Source organism: Halomonas mongoliensis, assembly GCF_052496345.1.
The window spans coordinates 2,612,535-2,630,160 of sequence record NZ_CP199288.1 but is presented as its reverse complement, the minus strand read 5'-3'; the positions used below and the strand labels follow the sequence as shown (position 1 = coordinate 2,630,160).

Annotated in this window: 6 protein-coding genes; 1 reads left to right on the top strand and 5 read right to left on the bottom strand. The window is 61.7% G+C overall.

Annotated elements, in window-relative coordinates:
• Window positions 1-13 precede the first annotated feature (13 nt).
• The 4 genes from ACRYRV_RS12350 to kynU all read right to left on the bottom strand — a co-directional run bounded on the left by ACRYRV_RS12350 (window position 14) and on the right by kynU (window position 14,552).
• Window positions 14-9,118: a YadA-like family protein gene (locus tag ACRYRV_RS12350; RefSeq protein WP_444984961.1), complete on the bottom strand. Its 9,105-nt coding sequence runs from the start codon at window positions 9,116-9,118 to the stop codon at window positions 14-16.
• Window positions 9,119-9,512: 394 nt separating this feature from the next.
• Window positions 9,513-12,203, bottom strand: coding sequence for an ATP-binding protein (locus ACRYRV_RS12345; RefSeq protein ID WP_444988729.1), 2,691 nt, complete (start codon window positions 12,201-12,203; stop codon window positions 9,513-9,515).
• A complete protein-coding gene (locus tag ACRYRV_RS12340; RefSeq protein ID WP_444984965.1) occupies window positions 12,196-13,026 on the bottom strand; it encodes a helix-turn-helix domain-containing protein in 831 nt (276 codons plus the stop codon). Before ACRYRV_RS12340 ends, ACRYRV_RS12345 begins: the two co-directional genes overlap by 8 nt.
• A 293-nt stretch (window positions 13,027-13,319) precedes the next feature.
• Entirely contained in the window at window positions 13,320-14,552 is a 1,233-nt protein-coding gene (gene kynU, locus ACRYRV_RS12335) for a kynureninase (protein ID WP_309635437.1), read from the bottom strand.
• A gap of 133 nt (window positions 14,553-14,685) precedes the next feature.
• Between kynU and ACRYRV_RS12330 the strand changes: the two genes are divergently transcribed.
• The gene (locus tag ACRYRV_RS12330; RefSeq protein ID WP_309635436.1) at window positions 14,686-15,153 is read left to right on the top strand and encodes an Lrp/AsnC family transcriptional regulator; all 468 of its coding nucleotides are present in this window, start codon (window positions 14,686-14,688) and stop codon (window positions 15,151-15,153) included.
• A 13-nt stretch (window positions 15,154-15,166) separates the two neighbouring features.
• On the opposite strand, the gene lon is transcribed toward ACRYRV_RS12330, so the two are convergent.
• Complete coding sequence (gene lon / locus ACRYRV_RS12325) at window positions 15,167-17,626, bottom strand: endopeptidase La (protein WP_444984966.1); 2,460 nt, start codon at window positions 17,624-17,626, stop codon at window positions 15,167-15,169.

The window sequence follows — 17,626 nt, the reverse complement described above, 5'->3', positions numbered from 1 at the left end:
CACAGTTATCTCCTTACCAGTGCCAACCAGCACCGACACCAGCGCCGAAATTGCTTTGAGAGTCGCCGGTGACCTTGCCCTGAATGATCCAACGTCCATTGTCCGAGAGACGCGACACGCCCACGGAAACGGCCGACTCACCCTCATAGGTACCGGCACCCACGCCGACCATGCTCTTTCCTGGCATCCAGGCCTGAGGGACAGTACCAGCCGCAAGCGCGCTCGCCGTACCGGCATTCGCGTTCCTCTCGACGTTGTCAATACGCCCATGCACGTTATTTATCTCGTTGGCAAAGCGCTGGTTAAGCTCCTGCATCTGCCCGACGTTGACGGCATCAGTTGCGTCGACTCCAGGCGCTACATTGGTAATACGCATACCTCCACCATCGATACCATCGACGGTCATGCTCGGCCCGCCGTCAATCGTCACCCCTTGATCGCTGACCGTGGTCCTGCCAGTGGTCACGCTGTCCACATCCAGGTCCCGGTTCATGGTCACCTGTACTCCATCGCCGGTTGTACGGGTGGTGATGTTGTCATCGCCGCTCACCGCCATGGTGTCGCCCAGGCGGCGGTTGACCGCATCGCCTTCATCAGCAGCAAAATTCATGCCGCCATCAAGAGACTCATTGATGTCTCCCAGCTCCTGCTGGACATCCCACAGCTGGCTACCATTCACCGCATCGGTGCTGTTCTCGCTGACTTCACCGCGGCCTACCCCGGTGATGATCGTGTTGCCATTCTCATCGACGTTGTTCTGGTCGATATTGACGGTGCCTACCTCGATGCTGTCGAAGTTCACATCGCGCTGGGTCTCCACGGTGTAGATGGTCTGGCCATTGTCGCCAGTCGACTCACTGACACTGATATTGCTGCCAGCGGTGACCTCGGTCGTGGCCGCAGCCACACCTTCGTTGAGCTGGCTCACGTTCACCGCGTCGGTGGCTTCCACGCCTGCCATCAAGTTAGTGATACGCATGCCACCGGCATCGATACCAGAGGTGGTCACGCTCGGGCCACCATTGATCACCAGGCCGGCACTGCCCAGGTGAACATCGTCGCCAACGCTTATGCCATCACCATTCATGATGGTGTCACCCACGCTGACCCGGCCATTCTCACCATCCACAGTGACCGCATTATCGCCCTCACCCAGGGTGATGGAGTCGTTCAGGGCAACTTCGATCACGCCGTCCTGATCCACACCAGCCTGGGAGACGGTAATGTTGCTGTCACCCTGGAAGTCCACAGCTCCATTGGGGCCGATATTCACCGCGTTCTCACCAGAGCCACTCAGGCTCCACCCTGACTCTGCGATATTCTGGACCGCATAGAGCTGGCTGCCATTGATGGCATCGGTGCTGGTCTCACTTACCTCACCCGCTGCGACGCTGGTGATCACCTGATCACCGGCATCGATACCGGCGTCGGTCACGCTCGGGCCACCGGCGATGACCAGTCCGTCTTCGCCAAGCTGAACGTTGTCACCAACCCGCACACCATCATCATCCATCACGGTACCACCGATGGTGACGCGCCCCTCTTCGCCCAGATCAAGCTCCGGGTTCAGGCTGAACGCCAGGTCGGTGCCGTCGCGGTCGATGAGGATATTGCCGTCGGTGTTGCTGAAGTCCACCACACTTTCGGGGCCGACATTGTTGCTACCGTCCTCCAGGGCTCCTTCTCCACCCACCGATACGTTCCAGCCGGCGTTGGCCACGGTGTAGACCTGACCCAGCTGGTCCTCGGTCGCCGCCTGGCCGCTGACGAAGCTATCCGGGTCGAAGTCACGGTTGGTCAGCCCGCCAATCGTGCCAGTGTTGGCATCGATGATGACCTCGTTAGCCGGCCCCGTGGTCGGGTTGGCTGCCAGGATAATTGTACCCGCACCGACTTCGGTGCTGGCTCCGTCGCCATCAACATCACCGATACGCACGCCGGCGCTATCCATCACGGTGTCGCCGGTGGTGACGCTGTCCAGGTCCAGATCACGGTTCAGGGTGATATCGATCTGTCCATCGTCATCTATGCCGCTCTGCGCCACGCTGAGGTTGGCGTCGCCCCGGAAGTCCACCGCCCCGTTGGGGCCGATGTTCACGGCATCCGCCCCCGAACCGGTCAGGTTCCAGCCGGCATTCGCCGTCTGGTTGACCAGCTCCAACTGCTCTTCACTCGCGGCGCGACCGGAGCCATCGGCAAAGTCCGGCGCGTCGAGGGTCTGGTTGGTCAGGCCGCTCACGGTACCGGCCTCGCCATCGATGATGACGGTGTTGGGCGTCGCTCCAGAACCGGCCACCTCGATACTGCCGGCACCGATGGTGGTACTGGGGTCATTGCTGCTGGCGCCAGCCACGGTTACCCCGTCATTATTCAACACGGTGTCGCCGGTGGTGACGCTGCCGTCTTCGCCCAGATCGATGTTCTCGGCCAGGTCGAAGGTTACGTCGTTGCTGTCATCGACCTTGGTGAGAACGAGATTGCCATCGGCATTGTTCAGATCGACGCTGCCGCCAGGCGCAACATTGGTCTCACTGCCACCTTGGGCGCTGATATTCCAGCCACGGTTGGCGACTTCACTCACCTCGCCGAGCTGATCCACGTTCACCGCGTCGCTGCCGTCAACGCCGGGTGCCACGTTGCTGACCACCTGATCACCGGCATCGATACCGGCGTCGGTCACGCTCGGGCCACCGGCGATCGTCAGGCCGCTGTCGTCCAGGTTGACGTCACCGATCGTGACACCCGCGCTATCGATCACCGGCCCATCGTTGATGGTGATGCTGTCCAGGTCGGTCAGGTTGCGGGCCATCACCAGGTTCAGCTGGTCGCCGTCGCTGTCGACACGCAGGTTCGCACCAGTGGCGTCTTCACCTTCCTCAAGCTCACCGGAGATGGTCAGCGTCTCGCCCAGTTTTCTGGCGATGTCGTCACCGGTATTGCCGGCAAACACCAGCCCATCATCCATGGTCGCGACTTCGTACGGCGTGCCGTCGGCATCTTCGTAGATGATGCGGGTAATGCCGTCTTCGCCGTCCAGGCCTGGCGCGCCCGGCGCGCCGTCGCCACCACGAATGGTCAGACCGTCCGCTCCATCGATGCCATTCAGCCCGATGCTCTCCAGCCCGGTCAGGTCGTCAGCCAGCGCGAAGTCCAGGTCGGTACCATCGCGAGTGATAACGATGTTCTCATCGCTACTGGCGAAGTCCACTGTGCCGCCCGGAGCAACATTCGCTGGCTCGTCTTCTCCATTGGCGCTGATATTCCAGCCACGGTTGGCGACTTCACTCACCTCGCCGAGCTGATCCACGTTCACCGAGTCGCTGCCGTCAACGCCGGGTGCCACGTTGCTGACCACCTGATCACCGGCATCGATACCGGCGTCGGTCACGCTCGGGCCACCGGCGATCGTCAGGCCGCTGTCGTCCAGGTTGACGTCACCGATCGTGACACCCGCGCTATCGATCACCGGCCCATCGTTGATGGTGATGCTGTCCAGGTCGGTCAGGTTGCGGGCCATCACCAGGTTCAGCTGGTCGCCGTCGCTGTCGACACGCAGGTTCGCACCAGTGGCGTCTTCACCTTCCTCAAGCTCACCGGAGATGGTCAGCGTCTCGCCCAGTTTTCTGGCGATGTCGTCACCAGTATTGCCGGCAAACACCAGCCCATCATCCATGGTCGCGACTTCGTACGGCGTGCCGTCGGCACCTTCGTAGATGATGCGGGTAATGCCGTCTTCGCCGTCCAGGCCTGGCGTGCCCGGCGCGCCGTCGCCACCACGAATGGTCAGACCGTCCGCTCCATCGATGCCATTCAGCCCGATGCTCTCCAGCCCGGTCAGGTCGTCAGCCAGCGCGAAGTCCAGGTCGGTACCATCGCGAGTGATAACGATGTTCTCATCGCTACTGGCGAAGTCCACTGTGCCGCCCGGAGCCACATTCGCTGGCTCGTCTTCTCCATTGGCGCTGATATTCCAGCCACGGTTGGCGACTTCACTCACCTCGCCGAGCTGATCCACGTTCACCGCGTCGCTGCCGTCAACGCCCGGCGCCACGTTGCTGACCACCTGATCACCGGCATCGATACCGGCGTCGGTCACGCTCGGGCCACCGGCGATCGTCAGGCCGCTGTCGTCCAGGTTGACGTCACCGATCGTGACACCCGCGCTATCGATCACCGGCCCATCGTTGATGGTGATGCTGTCCAGGTCGGTCAGGTTGCGGGCCATCACCAGGTTCAGCTGGTCGCCGTCGCTGTCGACACGCAGGTTCGCACCAGTGGCGTCTTCACCTTCCTCAAGCTCACCGGAGATGGTCAGCGTCTCGCCCAGTTTTCTGGCGATGTCGTCACCAGTATTGCCGGCAAACACCAGCCCATCATCCATGGTCGCGACTTCGTACGGCGTGCCGTCGGCACCTTCGTAGATGATGCGGGTAATGCCGTCTTCGCCGTCCAGGCCTGGCGTGCCCGGCGCGCCGTCGCCACCACGAATGGTCAGACCGTCCGCTCCATCGATGCCATTCAGCCCGATGCTCTCCAGCCCGGTCAGGTCGTCAGCCAGCGCGAAGTCCAGGTCGGTACCATCGCGAGTGATAACGATGTTCTCATCGCTACTGGCGAAGTCCACTGTGCCGCCCGGAGCCACATTCGCTGGCTCGTCTTCTCCATTGGCGCTGATATTCCAGCCACGGTTGGCGACTTCACTCACCTCGCCGAGCTGATCCACGTTCACCGCGTCGCTGCCGTCAACGCCCGGCGCCACGTTGCTGACCACCTGATCACCGGCATCGATACCGGCGTCGGTCACGCTCGGGCCACCGGCGATCGTCAGGCCGCTGTCGTCCAGGTTGACGTCACCGATCGTGACACCCGCGCTATCGATCACCGGCCCATCGTTGATGGTGATGCTGTCCAGATCGGTCAGGTTGCGGGCCATCACCAGGTTCAGCTGGTCGCCGTCGCTGTCGACACGCAGGTTGGCGCCGCTGGAGGCTTCGCTGGATGCGAGGCCGCCCGAGATAGTCAGCGGCGAGCTATCGCCGAGGGTCTTGTCGATAGTGCCGCCAGTATTGCCGGCAAAGCTCAGACCATCCGCCTGGGTGGCAACCTCATTGCCCCCATAGGTGACGTTATCGCCTTCCACGACGAAGGTCCCGCCACCGACATCCAGGTTACTGGTGGCGAGGCTGTCTCCATCGATAACGGTATCGCCAACGGTGATGCTGCTGGCTATCTCCAGCTCATCACTCAGACCGAAGGTCAGATCGGTACCGTCGCGCGCGATAACGATATTGTCGTCGGTATTGCTGAAGTCGACCGAACCGCCCGGAGCAACATTCTCACTATCGGCCCCATTGGCACTGACATCCCAGCCCTGAGCGGCATATTCGATGGCATCGTGAACGGTATCCTCTCCGGTTCCGCCCACATTACTGGTGGTGACCTGGTGGGTCTCCGGGTCATAGGCCGCGTTGCCGCCCAACACATCGGCCACGGAGGCTCCCGCGGTATCCAGGTCATCGGCCAGTGATTCCAACGCCATGTTGGTACCGTACAGCTGGCTACCGTTGATGGCATCGGTGCTGGCCGCACTCACGCGCCCTGCGGCCACGTTGGTAATAGTACGTTCTTCACCCTCACTGCCAACGCTGACCGTGGCAACGGGATCGGCACCCGCGTAGTTGTAATCCACCTTGTCGATAGTGGCCCCGCTGGTACCTATGGGTGCCGAGGTCGTTGAGCCAGCGCCCAGGGCAACGGAGCGCTCATGGGTCGCCTCTGCGCCTTCACCAAGCGCTGAAGCACTTCCGGCCGTGGAACGCGCCGAGCTACCCACGGCCAGGGCATCAACGGCCGTGGCTTCGGCACTATCGCCCAGTGCGGTCGATGACTCTTCCCGCGCCTGAGCCTCGACGCCCAGCGCCAAAGCATTGCGGTTATCAGCCAGAGAACTGTTGCCGATAGCGATGCCATTGGTATTGCGAAATGCCTCCTCGGGAAGCGGATTGGCAAGGCCAGACCGCGCACCGGTACCCATGGCGATACCATCGCTGGCATAGCCGCGCGCATCGGTCCCCGTAGCGATGGAGCTGGTGCCGCTGGCGCGAGCATCGGTACCGCTGGCCTGGGCATTGACACCGCTGGCACGGGCATCCGTGCCGCTGGCCTGGGAACTGACCCCGGTGGCGCGGGAACGACTCCCGTGTGCCTGGGCGTCCTCGGCGCTGGCCTCGGCATTGAAGCCCTGGGCGACAGCACGGTCTTCGGATGCCAACGCCCTTTCGCCAATGGCGATGCCATTATCGGCGGTGGCTTCGGCCTCAGTGCCGATAACGATGGCATTATCCACCGTGCCATCGGCCTTGGGGTCAGCCTCGGCTCGGGTCCCGATCACAATGGAGTTTTCCCCCTCGCTCACTGCCCGCTGACCGATTGCCACGCCCCCATCGCCATAGGCCTCGCTTCTGCTGCCGATCGCCGTCGACTCATTCCCAAGGGCTTCGACCCTGTATCCAAGTGCCACACTCTGATCACCGACTGTTTTTGCCAGGTGGCCAGCAGCCAGTGAAGAGCTACCATCGGCACTGGTAGCAGGGCCAATGGCCAGGGCGTCAGTCCCGCTGGCCAGAGTATTGTCGCGATTGGCGGGTTCAGTAGAGTTGACGCTGAAGTACTTGACACCACTTTCCGCAACCGCCTCGTTGAGCTGCTCGACGTTGACAGCATCGGTGGCGTTGACTCCTGCAGAGAGATTGCTGATGCCACCTTCGGCGTTGTAGCGAACGGCATCGACGGGAAGGATATCGACTTCGCCACTTGTGACAGCCCCTATGGCCTCGACAACCGTAGTAAAGGTCACGTCATCGCCGTCGGTATTCTGAACCGTGATAGGGCTGTAGGTGCCGTCAGGGTTCAGCACAACACCACCACCTATCAGCGTTGCAACCGACTGCTGGGCCCCTTTCAATTGACCAACGTTGACCGCATCCAGGTCCTGGGCACCATCGGCAACGTTGACGATGCGCCGGCTCTGGCCACTCTCGGTATTGCCCACGGAGACCACGGTTCCATCACTGAAACTGCTACCGGTCAGATAGCCAGCTCCGCCGGCATCGCTGCTCACAGCGGCAGATCCGGCGCCCAGCGCCACGCTGCCGCCCTCCGCCTCGGCATTGCGCCCCAGGGCTACCGCGGCACTACCTGCGGATGTATTGGTCCCCAGTGCAACGCCGCTATCCTCGGCCTCGGCCTCGTAGCCCACCGCTACAGCATCCCTGGCGGCGCTTGTCTGACCACCGATGGCCGTAGCGCGATCCACCGCTCCTGCATTGAGGTTGGCCTCGTGGCCCAGGGCCACATTGCGGTTACCCAAAAGCCCCTGGCCTGCCCGGGTGCCAATCGCCACGTTCTGATCACCCTCGACGCTGCTACCCGCCTGCAGACCGATGGCAGTGTTCTGGTTGCCGGCCACGCTCTGTCCGGAAGCCCTGCCGATGGCGATATGGTCGGTCCGGTCACCGCCTGCATCACCCAGGGTGCCAACCCCTGCCCCGGTGCCTAACGAGATACTATCGGCCGTGGCGGCTACGGAGCCAGCACCTGCAGCCAGCGCACCGCCAGCGCTGGCCGAGGCATTGTCCCCCAGTGCAATGCTGGAGCCTCCGGAAGCATCGGAACCGGCACCCAGGGCGGTCGAACTGCCACCACTGGCGCTAGCCGAGGCGCCCACCGCGGTAGCATCCGCCGAGCTGGCATTCGCCTCGAAGCCGGCGGCCAGGGCGCGGTCACTTTCCATTCCACTGACAACGGCACCGGTACCGAGCGCCATGGCATCTTCCACGCGTTCATCTTCTACTGCAGCGCCATCCCCGAGTGCCAGGGTACGGGTGCCACTTGCCTGGCTGTCACGCCCGATGGCAATGGAACCTTCGCCATCATCAACCGCCCCGTCTTCGGTGCCCACCGAGGCCCCCTCACCCAGTGCAATGGCGCCTGCCGCCGTCTCCGCCGTCCTGGCACCATCACCAGCGGCAAGGCTGCTCTCTCCTTCGGCCACCGTATTGGGCCCGATGGCGATGGATTCATTACCCAGGGCCTCGGAATCCGGCTGCGCCGAGCGCGCACGGAAGTAGCGTACGCCGCCGGCCCCTTCCTCAATGAACAGATCGAAGATCTGGCTGCCGACAATGGCGTCGGTGCTGTCGGCACTCAGATCACCAGCAGCGACATTGGTGATTCTCTGCCCTCCAGCATCAATTCCACCGCTTGTGACACTCGGACCGCCAGAGATGGTCAGCCCGCTGGTGCCAAGGGTGACATCCCCGGCAGACACGCTTGCCACTTCGATCTCATCGGCGAGGCTGAAGGTCAGATTAGTCCCATCCCGGCCAACTTCGATATTGCCATCGCCGCTGAAGTCGACTGCGCCACCCGGGGCCACATTCTCTCCAGCGTTACCCTCTGCGCTGATATCCCAGCCCGCACTAGCCGTAGCCTCTACGGCCGCAATCGCAGATTCATTGTCTCCGACCCGCGTATCAAGCCCGGCAATAGCGGTCTCGCTGGCGCCGACCCGGCCATCCAGCCCGGTGATAGCGGTCTCGTTGGCATCGACCCGGCCATCCAGCCCGGTGATAGCGGTCTCGTTGGCATCGACCCGGCCATCCAACCCGGTGATAGCGGTCTCGTTGGCGTCGACCCGGCCATCCAGCCCGGTGATAGCCGCTTCATTGACACCGACCCGTGTATCCAGGCCATCAATATCCGAGGCTGTGGCAACACTCACACCACCCACGGTAAGCGGGCCGTCAAAAGCGGCGCTTCCACTCACCTCCAAGGCACTGAGGATAGCCGTACCGGACACGACCAGCTGATTATTGACCGTGACATTGTCGTAGGTAGCGTCCTGGGCAATGGCCGCGGGGGTTGCAGCCCCTGCGGCGGCTAGCCCTATCGCCAGGGCCAAGGGACGAAGCCTCCCCATCGGGGGGGTGTTAATCGCCACCATCGGAGCTACCTGAAGATGCTCGACACCAGATTTCCCCTGGGAGCGCGCAGCCTCGGAAGCCACCACCAGACGTCCAAGGGTGCGGTTCCAGATGATTCTAAAGACCTTGTTCATGTCCACCTGCGAAGTGTTATTCCGGTTATCTGGCTCCGCCGCGGCTGGCTTGGCGGGACTCAGCACCTTTTTCCGACACTCAAGGGAATCAGAGATACGCACTCCCCCACCACAGGGTGTTGAGGGGGAGAGGTAGGAGGCTTCGGTCGATTCGAAATGCCGGCTCCTGGGCTCCCTGTCAGCAGCGTGAAGCGGCCAACTTGCCGGTCAAGGCATGTAATGATTTGCAAGCCTGGAATCTACGCGTCGGAGCTGGCGGCCGTCTTCTCCTGGAGAGGTGAAAGTTTCTCCGGCAGGCAGGAACTTCATGCAACAAGAGCCATAGAGCGTAAACAAGGGAACATCAGAGCAGCGCCTCCCACCCCGATGGCAAGCAATGCCTCGAGGGAAGGCGCTAGAGAAGGGCCTGGATTGATGCCGCTATTGCGGCAAGGTCGCCGCGCTCGGCATTGGTGCGAATCTCATCGGCAAGACGTGACCGGCCAGGCTCGGCGGCAGAGAAGGCATCGCACCAGTCGAGTATATCGCTGACGGCCCCCAGCTCCAGCATCTCTGAAAGACGCTGAATATCGGGAGCCACTACAGTCATGGTGGAGGCTCCACCATAAGAGTGGACGACAGCCGGCAGGTCGCAAACCCGCGCCACCTCCCGGCGAAACTCTACCAGGTCAACCGGCTTTGCCAGAAAAGCCGAATATCCAAGATCATCTCGATCACGCCTGTCACGCAATACACTCCAGGTGGCTGAAAGGAGCAGCACCGGAATATGTTCTCGCTGCTGCCTGACCGCCATCAGCACCTCATCTCCGGAAGCGTCCTTGAGGCGGTAGTCGGTCACAACAAGATCCGGCAGCCCCCCCTCCCGGCAAAGCAGATCAACCACTTCTCGCCCGCTCTGGAACCCCTGAACGTCAAACCCCATGGCGCCAAGATCACTACGCAGAAGCTCAAGAATAGGCGGTGAGTCCTCGACCACCCAGGCACAGAGGCCATCGGCCTGGTATCGCGGTAGAAGGTAGTCCGGCGCACAGGTAGCGCCTTCGATCAGTCCAGCCTCGTCCCCCCTTTCCACAGGGATGGAGACACTGACTTCAGTCCCAACGCCCTCCTCACTACGCAAAGAGAGCTCGCCACCCATCGCCGCCACTAGATCCTTGACGATGGCGAGACCCAGGCCGCTGCCTTCGCTGCTTTTCGACTCCCGCGAGAAAGGCTCGAAAAGCCGTTCCTGGAGCTTCTCAGAGATACCGCTCCCGGAATCCCTAAGCGTCATCACCAAATCCGCCTTGTCGCTACTTTCACTCAGCGGAAAGCAGCCCACCTCCAGCGTAACAACACCCGCCCTGGTGTATTTTGCGGCATTATCAATCAGATTACCCACGACCTGCCTAAGCGACGTTTCGTCACAGCGAACCACCGGGAACGCCTCGACGACCACGCTCATGAAGAAGCGATTACCATTCTTTTCGACGAGCACCTCGGCTTCTTGGCGCACGGTGGAAAAAAATGCCTCGACGTGCACGTCGGTTGTACTCTCTCCCTTGCTCAAGGCACCTCTCGCATAGCCGATCAGGCGACCAATCAGGCGATTCATATGAGTAGCACTCGAATAGATGATGCGAGCATACTCACCTGCCTTGCCTCCCTCGGCGCCTAGCAGCTGGGAATAGCCCGAAATGGAAGTCAGTGGCGACTTCAGGTCATGGGAAATGCGTCCCAGAAAAAGTGTTTTCTCCTCATTGGCCCTGCGGGCACTATCGAGTGCCATGTTCAGCTCGTGGGTTCGCTTCTCCACCAGACGCTCCAGTTCAGCACGCTGACCTCGCTCGCTCGCTCTCAGCTGCTGCTCCAGGCCCTGCTCATGACAGCGCTTCTGCCTGGAGTAGATCAACAGCAGCCCCAGAATCACACCGATCTCTGCCACTATCTTGACGGAGGCAAAGGAGGCCGTGTAGTGAAGGTTGGTGATATAGCCGATCAGTACAAAGTTGGCCGCCAGCCACCAGAGCGACAGCACACCCAGCAGGGCATATTGCCACTGACGATCAATGCGTAACGCCGCCGGCAACATCAGCAGCCAGATCAGCGAGAAGCTCAGGTCGATGACACTCCCCAGGTTGCGTATTGCAGCACCATCCAACACAAAGGAAAGAGTGCCGAACAGTGCCGTAATCGACAATGCCGCCGGCGGCACGCCACGCCACCACCGCCTCTGACGCAGCCCCAGCAGGTAGACGGAGGCTGTCAGAAACAGCGCCTCGGTCAGTATCCAGGTAGTGAAACGAAGGTTGGCCGAGTAGTCGAAGAGAAATGGAAGAATGATCTGGCTGATATATCCCTCCTTCTCGGACTCGAAGACGAAGGTGACCAGCAGCCATATACCCAGCAGGGCATAACGAACGTCTAGCTTCAAGAACAGCACGACGCAAAGCGTCAGGATCGAGGCCAGCAAAACGGAGTGAAGTTGCCGATCGCTGACCTCCTCTACCGAAAAATCGACGGGATCCCAGGCATTTACAGATAGAAAGGGGCGGCTGTCAGCGTATATCCTGACCACCATCATCACGCTTTCTCCGGGGTAGAGACTGACTGGCAAAACAGCACGGTTAGTATCGACTTCTCTATCCGAAAGGGGCGTATTCAGCCCCGTCTGCATGCGTTTTATCACCTCTAGGCTCTGCGGATCTACCAGCCAGGCTTTCACGTCGTTAAGTCGCCATGGCGAAAACTCTACCCAGCGCTGAAGGTAGTCATCCCCAGAGTTGTAAAACCTACCCTTCAGCCATAGGGTGGAATGCTGACGAGGCGCTTCGAGAAGGTCATCATGCTGCTTGATCTCTTTCCACCGTCCATCACTTAGTGATTCCCTCAGATCGTCACCGCCCTCACCCTGAACACTAAAACCCTGCATTTTCAAGGCCATGTTATCCCCGGGTGATATACCGTACAGGTCGATAGACTGCGACTTCTCTAACACTGAGCCACTGCCACCGCCAGCCTGAGCAGAGGAAGACAAAAAAAGAGCCACGACCATCAGAAAAACGGGGGTCAACATGGCGTAAAAGAAAGGCGTCACCCTAATCATCAACACCCAACTTTTCCATTTTCCTGAAACGTGATGGAGACATTCCGAAACGCTCCCTGAATGCAGTGGAAAAACTCCCCGCACTACTAAAACCAACAGATAACGCGATATCAGACACTGGAATACTTGTTGCAGAAAGAAGCCTTGCCGCCTCCTTCATCCTCTCTTCACGAAGGTACTCGTAGACAGTCACCCCGGCACACTCCTTGAAGGAGTGATTTAGCTGCTTGGCATTGGTTCCTACGCTTCTCGCCAACTCCTGAAGCCCTGGCGCCTGACTGAGGGACTTTAGAAGATATACTCTGGCACTGCGAAAAAGTATCTCATTCAGGTAGTGACGCGCACCTGACTGGCCAGTACCCGCGCCCTCTTTTTCGTATTTCTTATCCTGCCTGTTTCGCTCCTCTTCACGCGCCACCTCCGCACCCTGGCACTTCAAATGAACAGACAGCCTGAGCTTTACCTCGTCGAAATTGAAGGGCTTGGCAATATAGTCAACGGCCCCATACATCAGCCCTCTCACCCTATCTTCCGGCGTCGCATAGCCCGACAAGAAGATCACCGGAACACGGCACGTCTCAACATCGCTCAACAGCAACTTACAGGCATCATATCCATTACATTGAGGCATATCCAGATCCATCAGAATGGCATCTGGGCTGATCAACCTGGCCTTGTGAACCCCGTCGATTCCATCATTCGCCTGGTAGACGCGACACCCAAGATGGCGTAGATGCGTAGAAATCAGCATTCTGTCCGCTTCCGCATCATCGATGACCAGTATTTTCTTGCCTCTAAGGGTGTTCATGAATTTTTTACTCATCACTGGCGTCCATATCAGTGTGATCACCGACATATTAAAATAGCCGGAAACAATTGTAATCTAAATAGGATGGCTTACAAAAGCGTGACATAATAGGCACTTAACATGCCACATTCTGACGGGTGTGGCCTGCGACCTGTGCGCAACGCGTAGGCGCTGGCTATCTTGGCGGCTCGAATCTACGCATTGCCATGGGCACAAACTTCTTCCAGAAGATAAGAACTTCTTCTCAAGGGAAATATTTTTATTGCGGCAGGCAGGCGGAGCGCCGGAACCTAACGTCATGCATCATTTCAGGTCACCGCCGAGCGCGTTAGCAGCGCGGGCCCCAGATACTCTCGAGTCTCGACCACCTCGCGGAAGTGCCGAGCCGCCTGCCAGACGTCTTCATAGCTCAGGTAGAGTGGCGTGAAGCCGAAGCGCATCAGCCCGGGCGCCCGGTAGTCGCCGATCACCCCTCGGGCGATCAGCGCCTGAACGATGGCATAGCCATGCTCGCGATGAATCAGGGCCACCTGGCTGCCACGCTCCGCCACGGGCGGGGTGATGTCCTCGATTCCCTTGGATTCGAACAGGTCGGTCAGGCAGTCCTGGAACAGCTCACCCAGGGCCAGGCTCTTTGCCCGTAGCGCTGTCATATCTACCTCCCGCCAGAGCCGCAGGGAGGCCTCCAGAGGGGCATAGGCCAGCGCCGAATGGGTGCCGGTGCGAAAGCGCAAGATGCCCGGAGCCGGGGCATAGTCACCCTCGAAGTCGAAGGGTGCGGCATGGCCGTGCCAGCCAGAGAGCGGCTGCCAGCCTCGAGCCTGGCTATCCTTGTGAACGTAGAGAAAGCCCGGCGCCCCAGGGCCGCCGTTGAGATACTTGTAGGTGCAGCCCACCGCATACCGGACGCCGCTGCCGTTCAGGTCAACCGGCATGGCCCCAGCGGAGTGGGCCAGGTCCCAGATCACCTCGGCACCCTGCTCCCGGACCAGAGCGGTGATGGCCGCCATATCACGCAGCCGACCGGTGCGATAGTGGACCTGGCTCAGCACCACGGCGGCGACCCGTTCGTCCAGGTAATCGGCAAGGTCGCCCCCTTCTGGCAGCACCCGGTGCTCGAGGCCGGTGAAGCGGCACAGCCCCTGGGCAATATAGCTATCGGAAGGAAAGTTACCTCCCTCACTGAGAATCACCGATCGCGCCCGCTTCTGGGAGTCGATGATGTAGCCCAGCAGCTTGAAGAGATTCAGGGTGATGTTGTCGCTGACGACCACTTCGCCGGGGCCGGCGCCGAGCAGGGGCGCCAGCAGGTCACCCAGTCGCTCCGGAGCATCGAACCACCCCTGGTTCCAACCCTTGACCAGCTCATCGCGCCACTGGTCCCGGGTAAGAGCCAGGGCCTCCCGGGCATCCCTGGGCTGGGCGCCAAGAGAGTTGCCATCCAGGTAGAGGACGCCCTCTGGCAGGGCGAAGCGGGCCTTGAAGCCGGCCAGGGGGTCATGGCGGTCCAGCTTGCGCGCACTTTCCAGCGTCGGGGTCATGGAGGCTCCGGAGCATCAGGTGAATCATCTGACGCCCATTCTAGGAGCAGCGGGCCGGGAAAGGTTTGCGAAACCAGCCGTCAGGAGGGCAATCTATGCAAGAAGATTGCATAAGAACCGAGCGAGGTAGTAAATGGCGAGCCTTGATCGCTGTGATCAGCGGATTCTTTACGCCCTGCAGCGGGATGCTCGGCTGACCCTGGCCACCCTGGCAGAAGCGGTGAACCTCTCCCCCAGCCAGTGCTCGCGTCGTATCGCCCGCCTCGAGCAGAGCGGGATCATCAAAGGCCATGTCCTGCGTCTGGACCCGGAAGCCATGGGGCTCAAGGTCACCGCCCTGATCTTTCTCTCCATGGACAAGGGCCGCATGGTCTCTCCTCGGAATGCCGTAGGGAAGCTTCTGGCCAGGGACGAGGTGATCGACTGCCACGCGGTGACCGGCCACCACGATTTCATCCTCAAGGTGCGGGTGGCGGATCTCGCCGAGCTTTCCCACTTCCTCTCGACCGCCGTCAGTCCTCTTGAGGGAATCCGCGATATTGCCACCCAGGTGGTCATGAACACCCTCAAGGAGAATGGGCCCCTCAAGGTCATGCCGTGAGGGGCGCTTTCGGTCAGTCGAACACCACCCGGGCCACGTCCCGGTAGCGCCTGGCGAAGTGCACCGTCATGCCCTCCTTGAGGTGGTCGGGCAGCTCGTCATAGTCGCGGCGGTTGGCGTCGGGGAGGATCACCTCGAAGATGCCGCTGCGCCTCGCGGCGATCACCTTCTCGCGGATGCCGCCGACCGGCAGCACCTGGCCGGTGAGGGTCAGCTCGCCGGTCATCGCCAGGGGGCGGTCGATGGAGTGGTGCTTCGCCAGCGAGAGCAGCGCCGTGGTCATGGTGACCCCCGCCGAGGGGCCATCCTTGGGCGTGGCCCCCTCCGGCACGTGGAGGTGGACGAAGGCGGAGTCGAAGAAGTCGGCGTCGGCGCCGTACTCGGCCAGATGCCCCAGCACATAGCTGTAGGCGATATTGGCGGACTCCTGCATCACCTCGCCGAGCTTGCCGGTGAGCTTGAAGCCGCGGGTCAGCGAGTGCACCTTGCCCGCCTCGATGGGCAGCGTCGCCCCGCCCATGGCGGTCCAGGCGAGCCCCGTGACCACCCCTTCCCCCTTGAGCACCTGCTCCTTGCGGAACAGCGGTGCCCCCAGATACTCCTCGAGGTTCTTGACCGAGACCTTCGCCGACTGCTGGTCGTTCTCCAGCAGCTTGACCGCGGCCTTGCGCACGATGCGGTGCAGCTGCTTCTCGAGCTGGCGCACCCCGGCCTCCCGGGCATAGCCCTCGATCACCTGGCGCAGCGCCGCCTCGGTGAGGTTGATGCGCTTCTTCGGGATATTGGCGCGCTTGAGCAGCTTGGGCCAGAGGTGGTGGCGGGCGATGGCCAGCTTCTCCTCGGCGATGTAGCCGGAGAGACGGATCTGCTCCATGCGGTCCAGCAGCGGTCCCGGGATCGAATCCAGGGTGTTGGCGGTGCAGACGAAGAGCACCTTGGAGAGGTCCAGCCGCACGTCCAGGTAGTGGTCGAGGAAGTCGACGTTCTGCTCCGGGTCGAGCACCTCGAGCAGCGCCGAGGCGGGGTCGCCCTGGAAGGACTGCCCCATCTTGTCGATCTCGTCGAGCATGATCACCGGGTTCTCGACCTCCACCTCCTTGAGCGCCTGCACCAGCTTGCCGGGCATGGCACCGATGTAGGTGCGCCGATGGCCCTTGATCTCGGCCTCGTCGCGCATGCCGCCCACCGAGAAGCGGTAGAACTCACGGCCCAGAGCCTCGGCGATGGAGCGGCCGATGGAGGTCTTGCCCACCCCGGGCGGGCCCACCAGCAGCAGGATGGAGCCGCCCACGTCGCCCTTGAAGGTGCCCTCGGCGAGAAACTCGACGATGCGCTCCTTCACGTCGGCCAGGCCGTCGTGGTCGCGGTCCAGCACCTCCCGGGCGTGGGCCAGGTCGAGCTGGTCCTGGCTGTGCACCCCCCAGGGCATGCTGGTCAGCCAGTCCAGATAGTTGCGGGTGGTGCCGTACTCCGGCGAGCCGGTCTCCAGCACGGCGAGCTTGTCGAGTTCCTCCTCGATGCGGGTCAGCACCCTGGGCGGCACGACGAGGCTCTCCAGGCGGTCGCGGAAGGTGTCGACGTCGTTCTCGCGGTCATCCTTGGAGATGCCCAGCTCGCGCTGGATCACCTTGAGCTGCTCGCGCAGGAAGAACTCCCGCTGGCGCTCCTGCATCTGGGCGTTGACCTGGTCGCTGATCTCGCTCTGCAGCTGGGCGACCTCGATCTCCTTGCGCAGCAGCGGCAGCACCTTCTGCATGCGCGCGAGCACCGGCAGGGTGGCCAGCACGTCCTGCAGCTCGCGCCCCTTGGCCGAGGTGATGGCCGCGGCGAAGTCGGTGAGCGGGCCCGGCTCGTGGGGGCTGAAGCGGTTGAGGTAGTGCTTGAGCTCCTCGCCGTAGAGGGGGTTGATCGGCAGCAGCTCCTTGATGCCGTTGATCAGCGACATGGCGTAGGCGCGGGTCTCGTCCGCCTCGGCGTCCACCGGCTCCCGAGGGTAGCTCACCTCCACCAGATAGGGGGGCTTGCGGGAGATCCAGCGCTGGATGCGGAAGCGCTGCATCCCCTGGGCGATAAACTGGATCTGGTTCTCCTCGCCCTGCAGCTTGTGCACCTTGACGGCGGTGCCGATCTCCGGAAAGTCGTCGTGGGAGAGCCCTTCGACGCCGCCCTCGCCCACGAAGGCGAGGCCCACGGCGTGGTGCGGGGTCTTGGCCACACGCTCGATGGTCTCCTCCCAGCGCTCGCGGTTGATCACCAGCGGCTGTACCTGGGCCGGGAAGAAGGGCCGGTTGTGGATCGGCAGCAGGTAGATGCGCTCGGGCAGCGCCTCCCGGGCGGGCACCACGGCGTGCCGGCTATCGCCGGGCTGATCATCGAGGTCAAGCTGTTCATCCTCGCCGTGGGCCGCGTCGGGGTCATCCTGCAGCCACTCCGGCCCCTCCGGGTCGTGGCGGCGGTCCTGGTCATCGCTCAT